Genomic DNA, 20724 nt, shown 5'->3' with positions numbered 1-20724 from the left:
GCGCGGTCCAGAAGCTGTGCCGCTTATTGGGTCAATCAATCAGGAGTGGGGAGGGTGGGGGTGTTAGATAGTTAGTGGGTGTGTCCGGTCTTCCAGTTGTCTGGAGGCGAAATATGCATTTGCAGAAACGTCCCACAGATAAAGCGACATAAACCTGACTGACGATTTATCCGCTTGGGTGCAAAGTCCCGCCTTTTACTCAGGCCAAGGACTCGCCCATGTTCAACCCCGCCAATCGCGCCTCGTTCACGCTGGAAATCGCCGGGCTTGAGCATGATTTACGAGTGCTGGCCTTCACGGCCAAAGAGTCCATCAGTCGTCCGTTTAGCGTACGCATCGAACTGGTCAGCGAGCGGGCCAATCTCAAACTGGAAGAGCTGCTGCACCGTCTGGCCTTCCTGAAAATTGACGCTGACGGTAACGGTTTTCACGGACAGATTGGCGAAATTGCCCAAGGTGATTCCGGCAAGCGCTTCACCCACTACTTCATCCAGCTGGTCCCTTGCCTCAAGCGGCTGGAATACCGCAGCAATCATCGGATTTTTCAGGGCAAGACGGTCCCGGACATCATCGCGCTGGTCCTCAAGGATCACGCCATCTTCAGTAATGCGTTTGCTTTCAGGCTGCGCGAGCCTTGCAAGCCTCGCGACTACTGCACCCAGTATCAGGAAACCGACCTGCATTTCATACGCAGGCTGTGTGAAGAAGAGGGCATCCACTTTCACTTCCAGCACAGCGCTGACCAGCATCTGCTGGTGTTCGCCGACGACCCGATTCAATTGCCGGTACTCAAACCTGCGGTTGCTTATGTACAGAGCAGCGGGCTGGTCGCAGAAGCTTCGGTTATCAATAGATTCAATGTTCGTCTCGCCACCCGATCGGGCAAGGCCAGCCAGCAGAACTATCACTTTCAATTGCCCAAGGTGGACCTGCTCAGCAGCGCGGGCGGCGAGGGTCGTAGTGAGCTGGAGGATTATCACTATCCAGCGCCGTTCACTGACCTCAGCGCCGGCACGCGTCAGGCGCGAAAGGCACTGGAACGAAACCGCAGCGACGTTCAACTGGCCAGTGGCAACAGCGATCAGAGCGCGCTGGTCAGCGGTCACTTGTTTGAACTGACGCACCCCAATCCGCAGTGGAGCCAACAATGGCTGCTGACTTCAGTTTTTCACGAAGGCAAACAACCACAGGTGCTGGAAGAGTCCATGCCTCGCTCGTCTGAGCAGGGAGCATTTACCCAAGGCTATCGCAACCGTTTTGAAGCCATCCCCGGCAAAGTGCCGTTTCGTCCACCGCTCAGGCACCGCAAGCCACGGGTTTTAGGCAGCCAGCACGCGGTGGTCACCGGCCCGCAGGGCGAAGAGATTTACTGCGACGAATACGGCCGGATCAAGGTCAAGTTCTTCTGGGACCGCGAAGGCAAGCGTAATGAACATTCCAGCTGCTGGCTGCGGGTCGCCACCGGCTGGGCGCACGAGCAATACGGCACGACGATGATTCCGCGAGTCGGTATGGAAGTGATCGTCGGTTACTTCGATGCTGATCCGGACCAGCCTTACGTGCAGGCCTGCCTGCCCAATGCCGGTACGCGAGCGCCGCTGAACCTGCCTGCACAAAACACCCAGACCGTGCTCAAGACCCAAAGCAGCCCTGGGGGCGCAGGCTTCAACGAGCTGCGCATCGAAGACCGCAAAGGCGCCGAGTCCATTTCCATCCGCGCTCAACGCAACTGGTCCGAGCATGTACTTAATGATCAGTCGATCCAGGTGGATAACCAGCGCAAGGTCAAGGTCACCGGCTTGTCCAGCCACGAATCGCACGACGAAGAACACCACCTTACGCACGGGGCTCGTAAAACCCAGGTGCTGGCTGATGACTCGTTGACGGTGGTCGGCAGCCAGTACATCAGCGCTGCTAATCACCTGGTTAGCGCAGCCACACAAGTGCATCTGCATTCAAGCGTAGACGTGGTGATCAATGCGGGAATCTGCGCAACGATCAATGCGGGTGGCCACTGGATAAGTATCAGCCCGGCGGGGATTTTCAGCAGTGTGCCCATTCAGCTTGGCGGAGTGCCTGTGGTGGGGATGCCGGCGGTTCCTGACTTGCCTGCAGCGTTGGTACCTCAGGTGGCGTTGCCCGCGAATCCGTCTTTGATTCCAGAGGTACAACTCGAGGCCATCGAACGCGGTGCGCCGTTTTGCCAAGCCTGTGCTGACGCCAAGAAGGAGTTGTCATGAATAGCGCTTGCTCGATGCAATCTCGACTGCCTGACGACTTTCCCTGGGATCAGACGGTCGGACTCCTGCTTGATGCTATTCAGGTCAAAAATCTGATTCAACGTCTTTACCAGTGGAGCCCGGCACCCAAGGTGAGCGTGCTGTATCACGGGACCCGGTGGGCTGAAATCAGTCGACTTTCACCGTGCCTGGTGCGCTTGCATGATTCTGATGATCCAGTGCTTTTGCAGTTTCTGGCCCACAGCCAAGAGTTATGGGGGTACCTACTGGTCAGTGCCGGTTCGTGGGACGAGTTGTTGACTCATATGCGCTGGCTGACCTGTTTCAAGCCGCCTCATGGGGACGAAATGTATTTACGCATCTCCGATCCCGCAGTGGCGCATGCGTTATTTGCAACACGGCGTGATCCAGGGCTGGACCTTTTCGGCCCCTGCCAGCAGATCATTGTTACCAACCTGACGCGGGACGGCTGGACGCAGTTCAAGCGCCTGGATGACAAGCACATCCCGCAATACGACAAGCCGTTCATGGCGAACGATGCTCAGTGGGTGGCTCTGAAAGGTGTGGCTTTTGACAAGTCCATGGGCGCGCTTTACCAGCACCTGCAGCGCTTCTTTCCCGGATACCGGGCCGAGTTGACGCCTGAGCAGCGTCTGGAGCGTATCCACCAACTCGCCCGCTCCGCCATCGAAAAGGGATTCGAGACAGAACAGGAAATCTGGTTATACGCCAACGTCTTTGGTTTTCTGGGGGATGACGTACTGCGGCAGCATCCTGGCATTGCTGAGTTGCTGACAGTCCGTTCGGAGCTGAGCACTCTGGAACGTGTTGATCGCGCTGCGACGATTGCGGCAGAGCTTGCTGGAGCCGGAAGCCTGTAGCGCTCACCGAAGTTATTAGGCCGGCGATGGCGGAGCGTCAGACAGACCTCCATTGCTGCCGTCGTTACCTCCGACAACTCTTGTCGGATAATATAACTAACTGATTTGGAGTGCTTTTACTGTTGGAGGAGCTTGCTCGCGATTGCTTAATTCAGGCGGCAATCTATTGAAGCAAAAATCGAATCGCGAGCAATGGGATCGCCACCCCGGTCACTCCTACAGGGTTCATGTTTGCTTCGCGACGGCGTGGTGTCAGGGACAACGGGGGCGAATCCTTCAGTGCGTGAGTAGTAACCCGATCTGTAGGAGCTATCGGAGTTTACGACGGTCGCGATAGCGATCTGTCAGATACACCGCCATCGCTGCTTCGCGCTGCTCGTGAGCCCTACAGAGTGCTCGCCTGCTGTACCTCGGTGAACCGTGCAGCAATGCTCTGATTGGGTTTTTGTTCGCGCAGTGTTTTGACCGCTTGGGTCATACGTTTCAGCTCTTCACTGGGCTTGGCCCACTGCTCCTCTGGCAGCGGCTCTGACCAGCTTTGCATCGCTTCAGGTATGGCTGCGCGGCCGATACTTTTGATGTGGCGGATTTCCCATTCCGTGAGGTAGTTGGGCAACGTCCACAGAGTCAGCACGTGGTACGTGTACCACCAGAACGGATAGAAGAACCCAACCTCGCGATTTTTGCGCCGACGCCGCATCCGCTCCCGTGCGTTGTAAAACGTATGCAGTCCTTCATGGGGAGGATCGCCGGGGTTTTGCAGTTCAAGCGGGTCCTGAATCTTCTTCAGGGTGTGAACCTCATATTCCATATACGCGCGAATCGCCTCCCAGTTGCACACCGCCAGATCAAACCCGGCGCAGAAAAACTCCAGGCTGTAATGCTCATCGTGAGGCGGATGATAAAACCCGACTCCCATGGCGTAGCGGATGTCCATGCCGTATTGCGTGACTGATCGTGCCTGAACGACCCATGCTGACAGCGATTCCCACGGCACGAAGATAGGTTCGGTATGGCCACGGGGGACGAAGCAGACTTCACGGCGCTGACGGTTGAAGCGGGTGGGGACGACTTCGTGGTATTTGTTGAGGTGGTTGAAGGTGATGACGAGGTAGAGGGTGAGGGCGCCAGCAGCGGCCAAGCTCCCGACTTTAAAACCATAAGACATCACCTGTATTGCGAACTCTGTTGCGAGCTCCACCTCTTCTCCGTCCAGTACTGTCAGCAACCAAACTAGCGCTGGCAGAGCCAAGCCAAGACACCAAATAGCCCAAAAGGGAATTCCTACACCCACCTGCCAGGCGAACACTGCGGGTAGCCCAACGCCGAAGTCCAGATACGTATCGTTCACTTCACCGACCGCGTGGCCGTAATCCTGAGCGGGCAACTCAGTGGGCAATGGCAGAGGAGCCAGATACACGACTTGGCCGGTTGGAAACGTTTCAATCATTCCGGCATGAGGGGCGTGATGAATCGGCGGCGGCCCTTCTAGAGTTTCAGAGGTCATAGTCCTTGGTTCGCTAAATCAGGGTTTGGGCCATATAGAAAAGAGGGTGTTTGTCTTCCGGGTGGCCTGTAGGAGCTTCAACCCGGTGTCGATGGCACCGCGCTGTCTCGCGGCAACGTAGGACCTGTAGGAGCTGCCGAAGGCTGCGATCGCGGTGTATCAGGAGAAATGCTTCGCAGCCTTCGGCAGCTCCTACAGAAAATGCATTTCAATCCAGTGGTTTGCCTGTTGTTTGACGAGAGCGAACTTGTTTGCGAGGCGATCTTTGTGATGTCGGATCGACGTATCGCCAACCAGTTGGCACCTACAGATTCGTCTAAGCTCGTTTGGCCGTATTTCGATCCGCCTGCTGGACCTCGGCAAATCTGGACGCAAGGTTCTGACCAGGCCGCTTCTCTCGCAGGGCTTTCACCGCCTGGCTCAGACGCTGCAATTCTTCACTGGGCCTGGCCCATTGCTCCTCTGGCAGCGGCTCCGACCAGCTTTGCATCGCCTCCGGAATGACTGCACGACCGATGCTCTTGATGTGGCGGATTTCCCATTCGGTGAGGTAGTTGGGCAACGTCCACAAGGTCAGCACGTGGTACGTGTACCACCAGAACGGATAAAAGAAGCCCACCTCCCGATTTTTACGACGACGCCGCATGCGCTCCCGTGCGTTGTAAAACGTATGCAGCCCTTCATGGGGCGGATCGCCGGGGTTTTGCAGCTCCAGTGGGTCCTGGATTTCCTTCAGGGTGTGAACCTCATATTCCATATACGCCCGGATCGCCTCCCAGTTGCACACCGCCAGATCAAACCCGGCGCAGAAAAACTCCAGACTGTAATGCTCATCGTGAGGCGGATGATAAAACCCGACGCCCATGGCGTAACGGATGTCCATGCCGTACTGCGTCACGCTTCGGGCTTGCACGACCCAGGCGGATAGCGATTCCCATGGCACGAAGATGGGCTCTGTTTGGCCGTTGGGGACGAAGCAAACTTCGCGGCGTTGACGGTTGAAGCGGGTGGGGATGACTTCGTGGTATTTGTTGAGGTGGTGGAAGGTGATGATGAGGTAGAGGGTGAGTGCGGCAGCTGCCGCCCATGAACCTACTTGAAAACCGTATGGCATGTAGTCCAAGGCAAGCTTTGTGGCCATGTCTGCGCCATTACCTTCTGCGATGGTCATCAGCCACACGAGTGCGGTTGCAAACAGGCCAAAAAACCAAATAGCCCAGAACGGGCCCCCCAATGTCATTTGCCAGCCGAACACTGCCGGTAATCCCACACCAAAATCCAGATAGGTGTCATTAAGGTCGCCTACGGCATGGCCGTAATCCTGAGCGGGCAAGTCAGTGGGCAGTGGCAGTGGAGCCAGATAGATGACTTGTCCCGTTGGAAATGTTTCAACCATTCCGGCATGAGGGGCATTATGGATCGGTGGCGGTACGTCACCGGAGTGCTTCGTCATCTTAGTCTTGCGCCTTGGGTAGGGATGCCGGGTTGATGTTGAAGTGAGGGCATTGCTCGCCCAGATGCTCAAGGTCAATGGCGGGGAAGTCGCCATTTTCTCCTGTAACCGGAACGCGCAAGTCGTACAGGTTGGCTTCGTAGAGTCCTTCCGGTGTCCTATGGCCCAGTTGAATCGAAAGCACCAGATCACAGCGTCCCGGGATGGGCGAAGTTATTAGCCCGCTAATGTCATTCAGTCGCAGGATCAGCGGCGAGACCTGATGGAGTTGCAGGGTTTCTTGAAGGTTCTCTTTCAAGGGCGTCCATTGTTCCGGGCTGTGATCTCGGCCGAACTGGGCGCGGACGACCTGATATCCACCGATGTTCAGCAAAACGCTGCTGGCGTAACCGCCAATCGGTTGCGCCAGATCCGCAGTGGACAACGTAGGAAAGTGCAGTAGAAAGAGTCTAGGTTGAAGGTTATTCGGATCATCGCTGGACGGAACAATCTGCATACGCGGGGCCTGAACATGGCCGCGAAATTCTTTTTGATAGTCGCTTAGAGGGAGCGATCGACGTTGGTCGTCATCCTTGCTCCAGGGCGTGCTGAGCAACCAGCGGTCATGGAGGCTGAGATTGTTACGGTTGTAAAACCAACTGCCGGACAGCTCCAGTGCAGTAAACAGAATACCCGCCACGTTAAACCTTAAAAACACCGTCGACAGCCTCGTGCCTGCTGCTGCCCAAGCAGCAATACGGGCTGGGGAGTTACGAGCAGTTGCGAGAACGTGTTTGAAGGCTATGCCGGTCTGTGCGCCGCCATAGCTGTTACTGGCGAGAAAACCACTGTTGCCCAGCATGCTGACCGCGGCGCCGGTTTGGGCATCGCTATTGCCATTGCGTACGGCGTCTGACCAATTTTTGTGGGAACTATACAAACTCATTGCGGCGGCCACCGTTCCAGATATGTACCCAACCATGCCGAGCCCGATATGCAATTTCCCCATCTGGACATGCACGCCCAACAGTTCAGCTTTCTGCAGATTTTTCGCTAGTACTGTTGCGTGAGCACTGAGAGCCGTGTCTGCAATACCTTGTGCTGCGCCAAAGCCTGCGGCGACGGTGGCTGCAAGCGAACTTACAAATGGCGCCCAGCTTTTAGCGTCTTCTGGTTGCAGGTTCATTTCATGTTTCACCTGCACAAAATTCACCACCTGCGCCACAAACACCAACAATCCGGCCCCATCCCCCAGCAACCCGGCCTTCGGAGCAACCGTTACCCCGCGCCGATAGTTATCCAGCACGGTTTTAACCTCTTGATGCTGCTGCGCCGGAAATACCAGCGCCAACCCCGGTTTGCCCGAGGATGCCGGCTGAAGATGTGTCGTATCCGAAGGCAGGTCGGCCAGCGGGCTCATGGCCTTGGCCAGTTGTTCTTCCAGACTGCGTAATCTCTCCTGTGTGGCCTGTCGGGAAAGCTTGAGGTTCTCGGCTGCCGTGCTGGTGTGCCAGAGAGCGTGTTTGGCTCTGGATTGCTGTGCTTCGTTGTTCAGATAGCGCAGATATTTGCGCTCTTTTTGTACCGCTTGGACGGTCTTGCCCAGCGCCTCCAGGTCTTCGGCACTGGCGATCTGGAAGGCCACATTCTCTCGTCGTGCTGCATCGAGGATGGTCACGCCCGCTGCTTTGGGCAGACTACGAAACAGGGTATCCATGTCGGGCAACTGGCCCTTGTCCATCTGCTGCAAGAAGGCCTGCACCGCCTGCTGAATGCCCATCTGCAACGCTGGAGCCAGTGTGCCCCAGGCAGCCGTGAGGTTGACTTGAGAGGCGGGCGATAGCCGTCCGGTGTCGAGCACCACGCCAGCGCCCCAACGTTTGAGGCGTTCCAGCCATTGCGGTGCGTCCTTGAAAAACAGCCAGCTCGCGTTTGTGAAGACAGCAAACTGCACGCCCAGCTCGGTTTGCGCACTCAACGGCGCGGCATAAAACATGGGGCGGGACATGGCCGGGTTGTTGTTCAGCCAATCCAGCACTGAATCAACGGCTTTGTCGCTTCGGCAGATGTCTTTCAGACAGGCGTATTCGGTGAGCAGGGCGTGATCAACCTGCTCGCTGTCCTCGACGTCGTAATACCAGATGGCCCGATGCAGGCGGTTTTTGATCAGCAGATCGATGCGATCCTGGGTGATCTTTTCCAATAGCTCGTTGAGCGGTTGCAGGATTGCCCGTTGCTTCTTGAGAAAGACATCCATACGCGGGCGGTCGATCAAGTCATTGATGCCGCGCTGGCCGAATTTGGCGCCGTAGAGCGCGTCTTTAGTGGGTTTGTCCATCTGGCGATACAGCTTCCAGAGGCTTTTGCGATGCCGGGCGATGAAGGCCGGGCTGGTGCCGACGAAACGTTGTTCGAGTTGATATTGCTGAATGGTACTGGCACGTGCCTCAATGCCGTCATCCATGCTCAGCCGGTCAGGTTTGGCTTTTTCGAGGCGTTCCTGCAGGTCTGCCGGTACGTCGGAATCATTGAAATAGGCCCCCGCTTCCTGACGGTTATCCTGGCTCATCACCTCTCGCAACGTATTGCGGGTCTGGGTGCGCTCAGGCTCGGGCAGGATTTCCAGATCATCAAGCAAGGCTTTGAGCGTCCGGTCCTTTTTAGCGCGTTCGTTCAGATCCTCCTCGTTGATCTGGGTAAGAGACTCGATGTAGCAACCCAGCAAGTAGTCGCGCTCGACCTCGCCCTGCTGGCTCAGGGCCCATTTCTCGATCTGGCCGACCACCTGATCCTGATACTGCGCCAGATCACGCATCACCCCGACGTCATCCCGAACGGCCAGAAACAGAAAATCCCGTTTATGAGCGGTGGTGATCTGGCTGGTGAATTCTTCAATAATCGTCTGGCGATACAGCGGGGTGTGTTCCCAGTCGTAGGGAATCCTCGTCGAGTTATCGTCAGGTTTGTCCGCCCGGCTGCCGCTGCTTTCGGCCAGCCAAAGTGCCATTTTCCGGTCGTTGATCAGGTCCCGGGCATTGCCGCGCTGAATATTTTCGAAGCTGACGCGCTGCATGAAGTATTCGCGTTCGGTAGCGACTTTCATGACCTGAGCACATTTGAACGCCGTCCACTGGACCTCGGAAAAGGAGACGTGCAGCACGCTGCTGCGAGAAAACGCCAGCGCGGGATCAGCCTCGATAACGTCCGGTCGACGATCCTTGGTGATCTGATCGCCCTTGAACAGCAGAGCCGCAATGGAGCCGTCGGTAATGCTGTATTCATGCAAAAAGCCAGTGGCGCTGTCGATGATGTACAGATAGCCATCGCGCAGCAGACGAAACCCCAAGGGCAGGGCTTGCAACGTGTACGGCATGGCGATTTCGACGGACGGCTCGAGGTCTTCTACCAGCCCGTAACGCACCGGCAGCAGTTGCAGGGTCTGGCTCATCAACGGACAAAACCCGCCAGCATCAGGCGCTTCGGCAGGCTGAGCCTTGGCGACCAGATTGGCCATGTGGCCACGCGGCGTTATATGAGGGTGGGTCATGCAGGCTCCTTGCCTTGGGCTGGCGAATCGAGGAGGCCAGGGTCCAGATGGCGGAGCGCGTACGACGTGAGTCCGGCCCTGAGCGAGGGCGGGAGAGTGGCTGATGAGCAGCGGGTGCTCAATGCATGGAAAGCACTTTGGGAAAGGCCCTACGTCACGCGTCGTAGATTCATACAACTAGTAGCCAGGCCATGGCTTGCGCGGGATTTACTTACTGCCAAGCAAATCCACTTGTCATTACGCTATAATCCCGCCCTTTAGCTGTTCCTCGCCCCGCTGCGAGGGCACATATTTTTCTCAGGCGCGTGCCGCCTGCATGCAGACTAAAGAGGCTAGACCCCAGTGGCATTGACGATTCTTGGCCTGTCCGGCGCCCTTAGCCATGATCCTTCCGCCGCGCTGTACATCGACGGCAAGCTGGTGGCAGCGGCTGAAGAAGAGCGCTTCGTTCGCGATAAACATGCAAAGAACCGCATGCCCTACGAGTCGGCGAAGTTCTGTCTTGAGCAAGCGGGCATCAAGCCTTCGGATGTCGATGTGGTGGCGATTCCGTTCGCGCCTATCAGCTTGTTCGGCAAAGCGCGCTGGCACTATGCCAAGCGTTACTGGTACGCCCCGGACCGTGCGCTTGATGCGCTGTTGATGGGCAACCGTCGCTATAAGCGTTATCGCAACAAGATCGTCTGGTGTCTTGAACAATTGGGCTTTGATCCTAAAAAGATCAAGATCGAGCCGGTCGAGCACCATTTGGCCCACGCTTCCAGCGCTTACCATTGCTCCGGTTTCAAAGAGAAAACCGCGATCCTGGGTATTGACGGCAAGGGTGAGTACGCAACGACCTTCTTTGGCTACGGTGAGAACGGCAAGATTCACAAGATCAAGGAGTTCTTCGATCCTGACTCCTTGGGCGGCCTGTACGGCGCAATCACTGAATTCCTCGGGTTCGAGATGCTCGACGGCGAATTCAAGGTGATGGGCATGGCGCCGTATGGCGATGCCAGCAAATACGATTTCTCGCGTCTGGCGAAGTTCGAGAACGGCGAACTGGTGATCAACACCGAGCTGGCCAACGTTATCGGCCTGCGTCGTTATAAAGAGAAAGGCAAAGGTTTCTACTTCTCGCCCAAGCTGATCGAGTGGTTGGGTCCCAAGCGCGAAGGCGACATCGCCGACGAACCTTACATCCACTACGCCGCGAGCATGCAAGCGCTGTTCGAGAAGCTGGCGTTGCAGATGATGGATCACTATCTGGGTGACATCCTCAAGGAAACCGGCAAGATCGCTTTCGCGGGCGGCTGTGCGCTGAACGTCAAGCTGAACCAGAAAATCATTGCTCGTCCGGAGGTCAAAGAGCTCTTTGTGCAGCCGGCTTCGGGTGATGCGGGTACTGCGGTCGGTGCGGCGGCTTACGTCTCCCACGCCCGCGGTGTGCCGGTTGAGAAGATGGAGCACGTCTACCTCGGCCCGTCGTATACCAATGAAGATGTGATCGCTGCCTGCGCCCGCCATCCGAGCAAGCCGGTCTGGCGTCAGATCGAAAACACCCCGGAACGCATCGCGCAAATCATGGTTGCAGGTAATCCTGTGGCCTGGTTCCAGGGCCGTATGGAATTTGGCCCACGTGCGTTGGGTGGTCGTTCGATCATCGGCTGCCCGAGCGTGGCTGGCGTGGCTGACCGCATCAACCACCAGATCAAGTTCCGCGAGCGCTGGAGGCCTTTCTGCCCGTCGATGCTCGACACCGTTGCCCCGCAGATGATCAAGATTGATCACCCTGCACCGTTCATGACCTTCACTTTTGAAGTGGCTGAAGAGTGGAAGACCCGCGTGCCGGAAGTCGTCCATGAAGATGGTACTTCGCGTGCCCAGGTCCTGAAGCGCGAATACAACCCGCGCTACTACGACATGATGAAAGCGCTGGAAAACCTGACTGGTAACGGCGTTTCGCTGAATACTTCGCTCAACCGTCGCGGCGAACCGATGATCTGCTCGCCGACAGATGCGCTGAACATGTTCTTCGGCTCGGATCTCGAGTACCTGATCATGGAAGATATTCTGGTGGTCAAAGACGGCGTGGAAGCCTATGACACGCTCGGCTGAGCGCCATGTGCTGCAGTTTTGTCACGGTTATGATGGTCCGTTTCTAGACTGCGCCCGGCAATACGCGAGTCTGTTCGTTGGCAAGGGGTACCGGGTTACGACGGTATTCCTGACCGGCGCGGCGGATGCCGAGGTTGCGGCAGCGTGTGCATCCGACGAAGTACTTTTCATGGAGTACAGCTCCGCGGCCATTCGTGGCCTGAAGCTGCGTGCCATTCGTGATCTGCGCAAGATCGTTGCTTCGCGCAACTTCAGCTTCTGCATCGCACACCGTTTCAAACCGGTGTACATCGCGATGCTGGCCACGCGTTTGCCGGTCATTGGCGTGCATCACGCGTTCGGCGATTATCACCGGCGCGGTCGTAGACTTTTCGCTCACCTGTTTCGCAGACGCTTGAGTTTGCTGGGTGTGTCCGATGCGGTACGTGACGATATTCGTCAAAGTCTGACCAACTGGCCGACCGATCGTATTCAAACCTTGTACAACCGCGTCGATATCGAACGCCTGCAAGCCAGCCAGTTGTCCGCCGAACAGGCGCGTCACGAGCTGGGCCTGTCGTCATCGGCATGGATCGTTGGCAACGTCGGGCGGCTGCATCCGGACAAGGATCAGGCAACTTTGCTACGCGGTTTCGCCAAAGCCTTGCCAAGCTTGCCGCAGGGCAGTCAACTGGTGATTCTGGGTAAGGGGGCGCTCGAGCGCAAACTCAAAGCACTGGCGCTGGAGTTGGGCATTGGCTCACAGGTGTTGTTCCTTGGTCAGGTGCCGCAAGCCAGTCTCTACTACAAAGCGTTCGATGTTTTCGCGCTGAGTTCTGATCATGAACCGTTTGGCATGGTGCTTCTCGAGGCCATGGTTGCAGGTGTGCCTTTATTGGCGACATCCTGTGGCGGAGCGAAGGAAGTGGTCGAGGGTGTGGGCGTACTGTTCCCGCTGGGCGATACCGAACGTCTCGCTCACGGGCTGATTCATTTGTCCGCCCTGGATGCAGGGCAACGTCGCGAGTGTGCAGACCTGATGCTGTTGCGTTTGCGCGAGCGATTTTCTGATCAGGCTGTACGCGAAGTGTTCTGGCGTTTACCTCAGGTCACCAGCCTGATTGCGGAGTCTTGATGCTCAATCGATTCCAAGGCTGGCGCGAGCGTGGCTGGACGCTGATTGACGCTACTGCTTATCAGCAGGCATGGCAACGTTACGGCGGTAGCGTGGCAACTCATCCTATGGTGGTCGAGCGCCTTGCTGGTCTGGCGCAAATCCCGGTGCGTTATCTTGGCTGGGAGCAAGACGGTGAAATCAAGGCGGCGATACCGACATGGGGACGTTCGCTGGCACTGTCCAAGGACGTGCTGAAAAGCCATGGCAAGAAAGGTCTGTTCGATCTTGGCAACGCAGAGTTGATACTGCCAGTTGCGGCCGATGTTCAGGTGCCTGTTCGTCATCGTGGACGCTACATGTCAGCGCTCAATGAAGGGCGTGTCAGTACTTTCAAGCCTCAGGCCGAATGCCTGGCCATGGCCCGTACGCCAGAAGAACTGTCGAAGAAGTTTCGCTACAACCAGCGTCGCGAACTGCGTCTGCTGGAGGAAGCGGGTGGTGTTGTTCGTCCCGTGACGGATTTCACCAGCGATGAAATGGCGCGGATGTACTGCGATCTTTTCCAGCGCCGTTGGGGCTTTGCTGCGACCGGCGCCGAGCGCATGGCCGACGTGATCGAGTTGCTACGCGAGCTGTTGATCGGCTCAGTGGTGTTTCTCAACGATGCGCCGATAGCCATCCAGCTGGTGTATCGCGTTGAAGCACCAGAGTGGATCAGCGTCGAGTACATCAACGGCGGTGTTGATCCCGAAACCCGTGATTTCAGCCCTGGCAGTGTGCTGAGTTTTCTCAACACGCAAAGCGCTTGGGAAGATGCTCGTAACCTGGGTAAACCATTACGCTTTTCATTTGGGCGTTCAGATCGCGAGTACAAGGATCGTTGGTGTAATCCCGTGCCGGTATTCCAGATTTGAGCCGCAAGCAGGCATTACTCAAGCGCCATCGCCGTAACAAGCGCATGGCGTTGCTGGCTGGGCTGTTATTGCTGATTATCGTGGGCGTGGTGATTGCCTGGTGGTTGCCGCTGTTACTTGCGTTCATGGGCTGGATTGCTCACGAAGCCTGGTTCGCTGATCACCTGTTTTATTCCCCGAAAGACGATTATCAATACAATTTTCCGAGTGACGCCGAGGTGATGGGCTTGAGTCTTCAGGGGCAGCGTTTGCACCTGCAAGCTCCTTTGGAACTGAACGGGGATGAAACCCTGATTCTCGCTCTTGAAATTCGAAGCTCGTGGCTGGGGCGATTTTTTGATCCGTACATTGAGCTGTCCGGGGCAGATGTCACTGACAGGCAGGCGTTTGAACGTGGTGTTGGCGGTCTGCGATACCTCAATCTGACGGGTCTTGGTAAAGCATTGGCCGATGGCTCATTGCGCCTGCGTGGCCGTTTTTGCACGGTGCGCGCAGCGCCGCGTTTGTGGGTGTTTCATCAGCCTGATGCTCGCCAGCAGAGCGTTATGGTCATCGCGCCTCACGCTGACGACGCAGAACTCGCGGCCTTTGGTTTGTATAGTCAGGCGGCGGACACCTGGATTGTTACGCTGACGGCGGGCGAGATAGAAGCCGAACACTATCAGCAAATGGGCATGAGCCAGGCTCAAGCGTCGCGGCTCAAGGGGCGACTGCGAGCCTGGGACAGTATTGCCGTGCCGCGATGGGGCGGTGTGCCGGAATCTCAGTGTGTGCAGCTTGGCTACTTCTGTTTGCAGCTACCCGCCATGCAGTCGGCACCGGATCAGCCGGTTGCCTCGCGAGAGGCGCAGATTGTCGATACTCGTATTTTCCGCCAGTTCAACGCCATGACGCTGCCAGGCGATGTCGACGGCGCGCCCACCTGGCACAACTTGCTGGCAGATCTCAGGGCGTTGTTGTTGCAGGCCAGGCCACAAGTGTTGGTCATGCCTCACCCGGCCATCGACCCTCACCCCGACCATATTTGTTCACAGGCTGCAGTTCTTGAGGCGCTCGAAGGGCTCGAGTGGCAGCCTGATGTAATCCTGGGTTACGCCAATCACTTGCACGACAATGACCGCTGGCCCATGGGTAATGCTTATAATGGTGTCAGTTTGCCACCTGTTTTTGACGCCTCATTGCAAATGATTCCCTACAGCCTGGAATTGTCGCTTGATCAGCAGCGGGATAAGGCAATGGCATTAGGCATGATGCATGATCTGCAACCACCGATGCCGTTGAAGAGACGTGTTCGTCGCTGGTTGCAAAGTGTGTTGGCCGGGCGACGCTGGCCTGCCGAGGGTGAAAACGAATTTTTCAGGAAAGCTGTTCGCCGACACGAGCTGTTCTGGCGCAGAGATATCTGATTGGCAGCCTGCGGTACTGCAAGGAAAAAAATGAAAGTTTTACTTCTGGTTCAGAAAGAACAACGAGCCATTCTGGATCGCCTGTACGAAGGGATCGCTGCCCATTGCGAATGTGATGTGCGCTGGCTGACGTCCGCTGAACAACGCAACCTGCGGGGTTACTTTCGCCGTGAAGTGGATGTTACTCAATACGATCGTATTGTGTTTTTCCTGCGCTTCAAGCATGAGATCCGCCAGGCGGGTTTCATTCGCACGATCCCCAATCTGGTAATCCTCGAGCACGACGCTTATCAGAACTACATTGCCTGCAAGTACACCGGAAAGTTCAGCGCTCACTATCGGAAGCTACCTTGGGTGAGGGTCATGTGCTCAGGCTTCAATGTCAGCGAGCGCCTGCGCGATGAAGGGTTCGATGCTGTGTTCGTCCCCAAGGGCTATGACCAGAGTCTGCTCCAGTGGCGTGATCGCGAGCGGGATATCGAGCTGGCTTTTGTCGGCAGTACCAACAGTGTTGCGTACAGTGGCCGCAAGGCATTGCTGGACGAATTGGGCCGTGTTGAAAAGCTGGTGGTGACGCGTACCAAATCAGGCGAAGAGTATTGCGAAACGCTTAACCGGATTCGCTTTTTCGTCAGCGCCGATGTGGGCATGGGCGAGTACATGATCAAGAACTTCGAGGCCATGGCCTGTGGTTGCGTGTTGCTCGCTTACGATCAAGGCGCTGAAGAGAATCGTGCCTTAGGTTTTGTTGATATGCACAACATCGTTTTCTACCGCGATATCCCGCAGCTTCAGGAAAAGCTGCGTCAGTTAAGGGGCAACCCTCAGCTGGCAGATGAAATTTCGCGTAATGGGCAGACTTTGGTTGAACAACGCTTTACATTTCACGCGCTAGGGAAGGCCATTGTTGAAGAGATGCGTCCACCGTTGCGTGCCATGCCAGCCATGGGCTGGTTAGACCGTTTGAGGTCTCGGCTGGGGCTGTGACCGCCTTTTTCAAATTTCAACGATTGAGTACAAATGATGGTGTTCAGCGAAAGTAGCGAGATCACACTGGTGGTTACCAGTTGTGGGCGGTTTGATTTGTTAAAGCGAACGCTTGAGACATTCGACCGCTTCAATACCGCGCCAATACGCAGTGTTTTCATCACTGAGGATTCTGGCGATGCCCAGGTTCAGGATTGTATTCCAGAGCACTGGCGGCCATTCACCCGCTTCATTATCAACAACCCGAAACTGGGTCAGATGCGTTCGATCGATGCCGCTTATGAGCAGATTGATACTCACTGGGTGTTTCACTGCGAAGACGATTGGGACTTCTACCGCCCTGGTTTCATCGAAGAATCGATGACCTTGCTGGAGAATGATCCGCAAGCCTTGCAAGTGTGGTTACGCAGCTTCAACCACGACCTGCAGGTTCACAGCCCTTACGTTTATCTTAATGAGCGTGAAGTGTTTCAGGGCATCCCGTTCTACAAGCTTGGTTCGCACAAGCCTGAGTGGCAGGGTTTCTCCTTCAATCCCGGGCTACGCCGTCTGGTCGACTACAAGCAGCATGCGCCTTATGCCTCTCATGGCGGCGAGAAAAAGCTGTCCGGCCTCTATGCCGCAGAAAACCGCTACGCATTGATTCTGGAGAATGATGCGGTACTGCATACAGGTTTCGGAAATCATCTGGAGCTGCCGCAGGAGCGCATCAGTAAAAAACGCCGCAAGAAACGGGATCGCGTCAAATTGTTGGGAACGCTTGTTCTTGGTCTGGTCATAGGTTGGGTAATCAGTAATGTTGTCTGAGAATTTCGGTTTAAACCCTAAAACAGCAGCCTATTTCAGCGGTGCATTAGTCCTTTTTCTCTTGAGCTTCATTCTGGGGGACTCATCCAAGTTCACCAACAACCTGTTCTATGCATTGATCGCTCTTCCAGGTTTGATCCTCCTGATCATTAACCGCGGGACTGGCCTGTTCTCAGATCGTCTTGGTTGGTTCTGGCTAGCGTTCATGTTGTGTTTTCTGGTGCCTGCTTTTAATTCGGGAGACTTCCAGTTTTATAAGCACATCGCTTACGTCGCCTTATTTGTTTTTGTGCTGGCCAGCTTGGTCAATGTCGACTTTTTCCGCAGTGGCTTCTTTGCGCGCAGCCAGTTCTGGGTTGTCTTCCTGTACATCCTGCTGTCGGGGATTTACGGCTGGGTCACCGGTAAGTTCGAATTTGGCCATAGGGTAGACATACTTCCCTCACGTCTGGATAACGTCATCTACGCCAGCATTTGGCTGTTCTGTGCACTGGGGCTGGTACTGCCTGTCTTGCTGAAACAGAGGCGCTGGGTCGAAGCTACTGCCGCAGTCGTTTTATCTCTGTTCATAGTGTCTTTTGTTGTTCAGACCCGCACAGCCTTGGTGGGTGCAGCTTTTCTGGGTGGGCTATGGGCGTTACATGCAATGCGCCACCATCAGAAACAGGGGGCTATCGCGGTCATCAGCCTTGCTCTGCTGGCTTTGCTTGTCGTGTGGCTGGTCAAGGACGAGGCATGGGTAAAGCTGCTGTTTAAAAGAGGTGACTCTCATCGCATCGAGTTGCTGCAGATCATGGTCGGGGAGTGGCGCAACTGTGGATGGCTGATGGGGTGTGGGGTTGATTTCCATACCACTCAAGTACTCACCGGTGGCATGCCCATCCAGCATCCTCACAATATCTTTGTTGCTATGGGGCTCTATACCGGAACCGTCTCGCTGGTGCTGTTTGTTGCTGTCATGGCATTGACCCTATGGCATTCGTGGCGCATGCGCAGTGCGTGGGGCGTTTATCTTGCGTGCGCGCTGGTCATGCTCAACTTCGATGGCAGCAAGTTGGTCGGTAACCCTGATGAACTATGGGTGCTGGTATTGTTCCCTGCGGTAATGATCTATGCCCAAGTGGTGCGTGAACGCAGGCTTGAACGGCAGTAAAATCAAACGAAAAAAATGGCCCTACCAAGGCCATTTTTTTGCATCTGATTAGCGCCAGGGAGAGCTCAACTGATTACCAGGGTCAGCTCGTTTGCGGAGCAAAGTGTTTGTGCGCCCAGGTATCCATTGATAAACGCCTGATTGTTTTGCCCGAGCAGCCACGCACGGTCTTCGGTATAGCGCAGCATGTGCTTGAAGTTGCGCAGGCGCAGACTCTTACGCAGCGGGCCACGGAAGGTCTTCATGTCTGCTATGTCGATCAAGCCCAGCGTGCCTTGCGGGGTCAGTATCACGTTGCCCAGATGAGCCGACCGGAAGTAGATGCCTTTTTCGTGCAGCTCAGCGATGAAGCGGCCTAGTTCTGTTCGAAGTTCGTCATCGCTGGTCGGCTCATTGAGCACCTGACGCAGTGTTTTTCCGTCCAGCGGCGCGTAATGCACGGCGTCACGCTGAATTTCTGCGATTCTGAACACACTCAGCACTTTGGGGCAGGGGACAGCCCGCTGCGCTAATGTTATGCAGTTGTCTGCGAAGCGTTGCGCATAGGGATACCAGGCTGCCGAGCTGATCAGTCGCTTGCGGCGAAACAGTTTTAGCATTGATCCATCGGTCAGTCGCAGGACTTTATCACCTGAATAATCGGCTTCGAGGACTTCGGCCCCCTCGACCAAGGCAAGGTAATGTGCGTGATCAAGCGCTTGCATCGATACTCCGGTTTCTGTGCCCTAAGGCTTGGACAGCCGCCTATGTTACCGCAGCAGGCTGTAGCAAAATGCGCTTGTGATACAATTCGGCCTCTTTTTATGCATGACGGATTCTCATGACATCCCCCGAATCGTCCAGCCAATCAAGTATGAAGATTTACTTCCGCTTGTTGTCCTATGTGCGTCCGTATGTAGGAATCTTCCTGCTCAGTATCATAGGCTTTGTCATGTTTGCTTCGACCCAGCCTATGCTGGCGGGCATCTTGAAGTACTTCGTCGATGGGCTAAGCAACCCAGAGGCGGTACTGTTCCCCAATGTACCCTACCTGCGCGATCTGCAACTGCTGCAGGCCGTTCCGCTGATTATCGTGCTGATTGCGGCCTGGCAAGGTCTGGGCTCCTTTCTGGGTAATTACTTTCTGGCAAAAGTCTCGCTGGGTCTGGTTCATGACCTGCGTGTCGAACTCTTTAACAAGTTGTTGGTATTGCCTAATCGTTATTTCGATACCCACAACTCAGGACATCTGATTTCACGGATCACGTTCAACGTAACGATGGTGACAGGTGCTGCCACTGATGCAATCAAAGTGGTGATCCGCGAAGGCCTCACTGTCGTATTCCTGTTCGTTTATCTACTGTGGATGAACTGGCAACTCACGCTGGTCATGCTGGCAATTTTGCCGGTGATCGCCGTGATGGTTGGCAGCGCCAGCAAGAAATTCCGCAAGCAAAGCAAGAAGATTCAGGTGGCCATGGGGGATGTAACCCATGTGGCTTCCGAAACTATTCAGGGTTATCGCGTTGTACGCAGCTTTGGCGGCGAGCAATACGAAGAAGCTCGCTTTGCAGGTGCTAGTGCCGACAACACCAAGAAACAACTGCGCATGACCAAAACCGGCGCAATCTACACGCCGATGCTGCAGTTGGTTATCTACACGGCAATGGCTGTGCTGATGTTCCTGGTGCTGTACCTGCGTGGTGATTCGACTGCTGGTGATCTGGTGGCTTACATTACTGCGGCAGGTTTGTTACCAAAGCCTATTCGCCAGTTGTCCGAAGTCAGCTCTACCATTCAAAAGGGTGTGGCTGGCGCGGAGAGCATTTTTGAGCAGCTTGATGTTGAGCCAGAGTTTGACACCGGCACCATTGAGCGTGATCGGGTCAGCGGGCACCTTGAGGTCAAGAATCTCAGCTTCACGTATCCGGGCACAGAGCGTCAGGTGCTGGATGACATCAGTTTTTCCGTAGCTCCAGGTCAGATGGTTGCGCTCGTCGGTCGCTCGGGAAGCGGCAAGTCCACGCTCGCCAGCCTGCTGCCGCGTTTCTATCAGCATCGCGACGGGCAGATTCTGCTCGACGATGTAGAGATCAGCGATTATCGGCTACGTAACCTGCGTCGTCATATCTCTCAGGTTACTCAGAGCGTGACGCTGTTCAACGATACGGTGGCCAATAACATTGCCTATGGTGATCTGGCTGGCGCTCCTCGTGCCGATGTCGAAAAAGCTGCGGCCGATGCATACGCCAAGGAGTTCATCGATCAGCTTCCGCAAGGTCTGGACACTCAGGTCGGGGAAAATGGAGTGCTGCTTTCCGGTGGTCAGCGCCAGCGTCTGGCAATTGCCCGGGCATTACTCAAGAACGCGCCTGTGCTGATCCTCGATGAGGCGACCTCAGCGCTGGATACCGAGTCCGAGCGGCATATTCAGGCCGCACTGGATCACGCCATGCAAGGGCGTACGACGCTGGTGATTGCTCACCGGTTGTCGACGATTGAAAAGGCTGATCAGATTCTGGTGATGGACGGCGGGCGTATTGTAGAGCGTGGCACTCACGCTCAATTGCTCGCACAGAATGGCTATTACTCGCGCCTGCATGCCATGGGGCTTGATGAGCCAGCACCGGTCGGCGCCATCTGATTGAACAGGATGATGTGGTAGCGAGTTGTGG

14 protein-coding genes are annotated in these 20724 nt (G+C 55.8%); 10 read left to right on the top strand and 4 right to left on the bottom strand.

The annotated features are described in order from the left end of the window. The first annotated feature begins 218 nt into the window (after window positions 1–218). Window positions 219–2240 carry a type VI secretion system tip protein TssI/VgrG gene (tssI, locus tag ABRP31_RS24540; protein WP_349971868.1) on the top strand — a complete coding sequence of 674 codons (2022 nt, stop codon included), beginning with the start codon at window positions 219–221 and terminating at the stop codon, window positions 2238–2240. Then, a complete protein-coding gene (locus ABRP31_RS24535) occupies window positions 2237–3121 on the top strand; it encodes a DUF4123 domain-containing protein (RefSeq protein WP_349971869.1) in 885 nt (294 codons plus the stop codon). The genes tssI and ABRP31_RS24535 overlap by 4 nt, the downstream gene beginning before the upstream one ends. A 385-nt stretch (window positions 3122–3506) precedes the next feature. Here the strand turns inward: ABRP31_RS24535 and ABRP31_RS24530 are convergent, their stop codons facing one another. From ABRP31_RS24530 to ABRP31_RS24520, 3 genes are all read right to left on the bottom strand, one after another. Further along, complete coding sequence (locus ABRP31_RS24530; RefSeq protein WP_349971870.1) at window positions 3507–4628, bottom strand: hypothetical protein; 1122 nt, start codon at window positions 4626–4628, stop codon at window positions 3507–3509. Between the two features lie 316 nt (window positions 4629–4944). Continuing rightward, entirely contained in the window at window positions 4945–6081 is a 1137-nt protein-coding gene (locus ABRP31_RS24525) for a hypothetical protein (protein ID WP_349971871.1), read from the bottom strand. A 1-nt stretch (window position 6082) separates the two neighbouring features. Further along, window positions 6083–9607 carry a toxin VasX gene (locus ABRP31_RS24520; RefSeq protein WP_349971872.1) on the bottom strand — a complete coding sequence of 1175 codons (3525 nt, stop codon included), beginning with the start codon at window positions 9605–9607 and terminating at the stop codon, window positions 6083–6085. Between the two features lie 342 nt (window positions 9608–9949). Between ABRP31_RS24520 and ABRP31_RS24515 the strand changes: the two genes are divergently transcribed. Genes ABRP31_RS24515 through ABRP31_RS24485 form a run of 7 tightly spaced genes read left to right on the top strand, consistent with a single transcriptional unit; the run spans window position 9950 to window position 18070 of the window. Beyond that, window positions 9950–11707: a carbamoyltransferase gene (locus ABRP31_RS24515; RefSeq protein WP_349971873.1), complete on the top strand. Its 1758-nt coding sequence runs from the start codon at window positions 9950–9952 to the stop codon at window positions 11705–11707. Then, window positions 11691–12821 (top strand): glycosyltransferase, encoded by a 1131-nt coding sequence (locus ABRP31_RS24510; protein ID WP_349971874.1) that lies wholly within the window; start codon window positions 11691–11693, stop codon window positions 12819–12821. The genes ABRP31_RS24515 and ABRP31_RS24510 overlap by 17 nt, the downstream gene beginning before the upstream one ends. Continuing rightward, on the top strand, window positions 12821–13717 hold the full coding sequence (locus tag ABRP31_RS24505; protein WP_349971875.1) for an antimicrobial resistance protein Mig-14: 897 nt from the start codon (window positions 12821–12823) through the stop codon (window positions 13715–13717). The genes ABRP31_RS24510 and ABRP31_RS24505 overlap by 1 nt, the downstream gene beginning before the upstream one ends. After that, window positions 13714–15123 carry a PIG-L family deacetylase gene (locus ABRP31_RS24500; RefSeq protein ID WP_349971876.1) on the top strand — a complete coding sequence of 470 codons (1410 nt, stop codon included), beginning with the start codon at window positions 13714–13716 and terminating at the stop codon, window positions 15121–15123. The genes ABRP31_RS24505 and ABRP31_RS24500 overlap by 4 nt, the downstream gene beginning before the upstream one ends. A 30-nt stretch (window positions 15124–15153) precedes the next feature. Continuing rightward, a complete protein-coding gene (locus ABRP31_RS24495; RefSeq protein ID WP_349971877.1) occupies window positions 15154–16110 on the top strand; it encodes a glycosyltransferase in 957 nt (318 codons plus the stop codon). Between the two features lie 33 nt (window positions 16111–16143). Beyond that, window positions 16144–16917: a glycosyltransferase family 2 protein gene (locus ABRP31_RS24490; protein WP_349971878.1), complete on the top strand. Its 774-nt coding sequence runs from the start codon at window positions 16144–16146 to the stop codon at window positions 16915–16917. Beyond that, the gene (locus ABRP31_RS24485; RefSeq protein WP_349971879.1) at window positions 16907–18070 is read left to right on the top strand and encodes an O-antigen ligase domain-containing protein; all 1164 of its coding nucleotides are present in this window, start codon (window positions 16907–16909) and stop codon (window positions 18068–18070) included. The genes ABRP31_RS24490 and ABRP31_RS24485 overlap by 11 nt, the downstream gene beginning before the upstream one ends. A 65-nt stretch (window positions 18071–18135) precedes the next feature. On the opposite strand, the gene ABRP31_RS24480 is transcribed toward ABRP31_RS24485, so the two are convergent. Continuing rightward, window positions 18136–18774, bottom strand: a complete 639-nt coding sequence (locus ABRP31_RS24480; protein WP_349971880.1) for a phosphotransferase — start codon at window positions 18772–18774, stop codon at window positions 18136–18138. 116 nt (window positions 18775–18890) lie between these two features. Between ABRP31_RS24480 and msbA the strand changes: the two genes are divergently transcribed. Continuing rightward, window positions 18891–20693 (top strand): lipid A export permease/ATP-binding protein MsbA, encoded by a 1803-nt coding sequence (gene msbA / locus ABRP31_RS24475; protein ID WP_349971881.1) that lies wholly within the window; start codon window positions 18891–18893, stop codon window positions 20691–20693. Window positions 20694–20724 lie beyond the last annotated feature (31 nt).

This window comes from Pseudomonas caspiana (assembly GCF_040224095.2).
Classification (GTDB): domain Bacteria; phylum Pseudomonadota; class Gammaproteobacteria; order Pseudomonadales; family Pseudomonadaceae; genus Aquipseudomonas; species Aquipseudomonas caspiana.
The sequence above is the reverse complement of the archived record's forward strand: the minus strand, read 5'-3'. Positions and strand labels throughout refer to the sequence as shown.

Coding starts and splice junctions, on each gene's coding strand:
- tssI (WP_349971868.1), top strand. CDS start 219: ATGTTCAACCCCGCCAATCGCGCCTCGTTCACGCTGGAAATCGCCGGG.
- ABRP31_RS24535 (WP_349971869.1), top strand. CDS start 2,237: ATGAATAGCGCTTGCTCGATGCAATCTCGACTGCCTGACGACTTTCCC.
- ABRP31_RS24530 (WP_349971870.1), bottom strand. CDS start 4,628: ATGACCTCTGAAACTCTAGAAGGGCCGCCGCCGATTCATCACGCCCCT.
- ABRP31_RS24525 (WP_349971871.1), bottom strand. CDS start 6,081: ATGACGAAGCACTCCGGTGACGTACCGCCACCGATCCATAATGCCCCT.
- ABRP31_RS24520 (WP_349971872.1), bottom strand. CDS start 9,607: ATGACCCACCCTCATATAACGCCGCGTGGCCACATGGCCAATCTGGTC.
- ABRP31_RS24510 (WP_349971874.1), top strand. CDS start 11,691: ATGACACGCTCGGCTGAGCGCCATGTGCTGCAGTTTTGTCACGGTTAT.
- ABRP31_RS24505 (WP_349971875.1), top strand. CDS start 12,821: ATGCTCAATCGATTCCAAGGCTGGCGCGAGCGTGGCTGGACGCTGATT.
- ABRP31_RS24495 (WP_349971877.1), top strand. CDS start 15,154: ATGAAAGTTTTACTTCTGGTTCAGAAAGAACAACGAGCCATTCTGGAT.
- ABRP31_RS24490 (WP_349971878.1), top strand. CDS start 16,144: ATGATGGTGTTCAGCGAAAGTAGCGAGATCACACTGGTGGTTACCAGT.
- ABRP31_RS24485 (WP_349971879.1), top strand. CDS start 16,907: ATGTTGTCTGAGAATTTCGGTTTAAACCCTAAAACAGCAGCCTATTTC.
- ABRP31_RS24480 (WP_349971880.1), bottom strand. CDS start 18,774: ATGCAAGCGCTTGATCACGCACATTACCTTGCCTTGGTCGAGGGGGCC.
- msbA (WP_349971881.1), top strand. CDS start 18,891: ATGACATCCCCCGAATCGTCCAGCCAATCAAGTATGAAGATTTACTTC.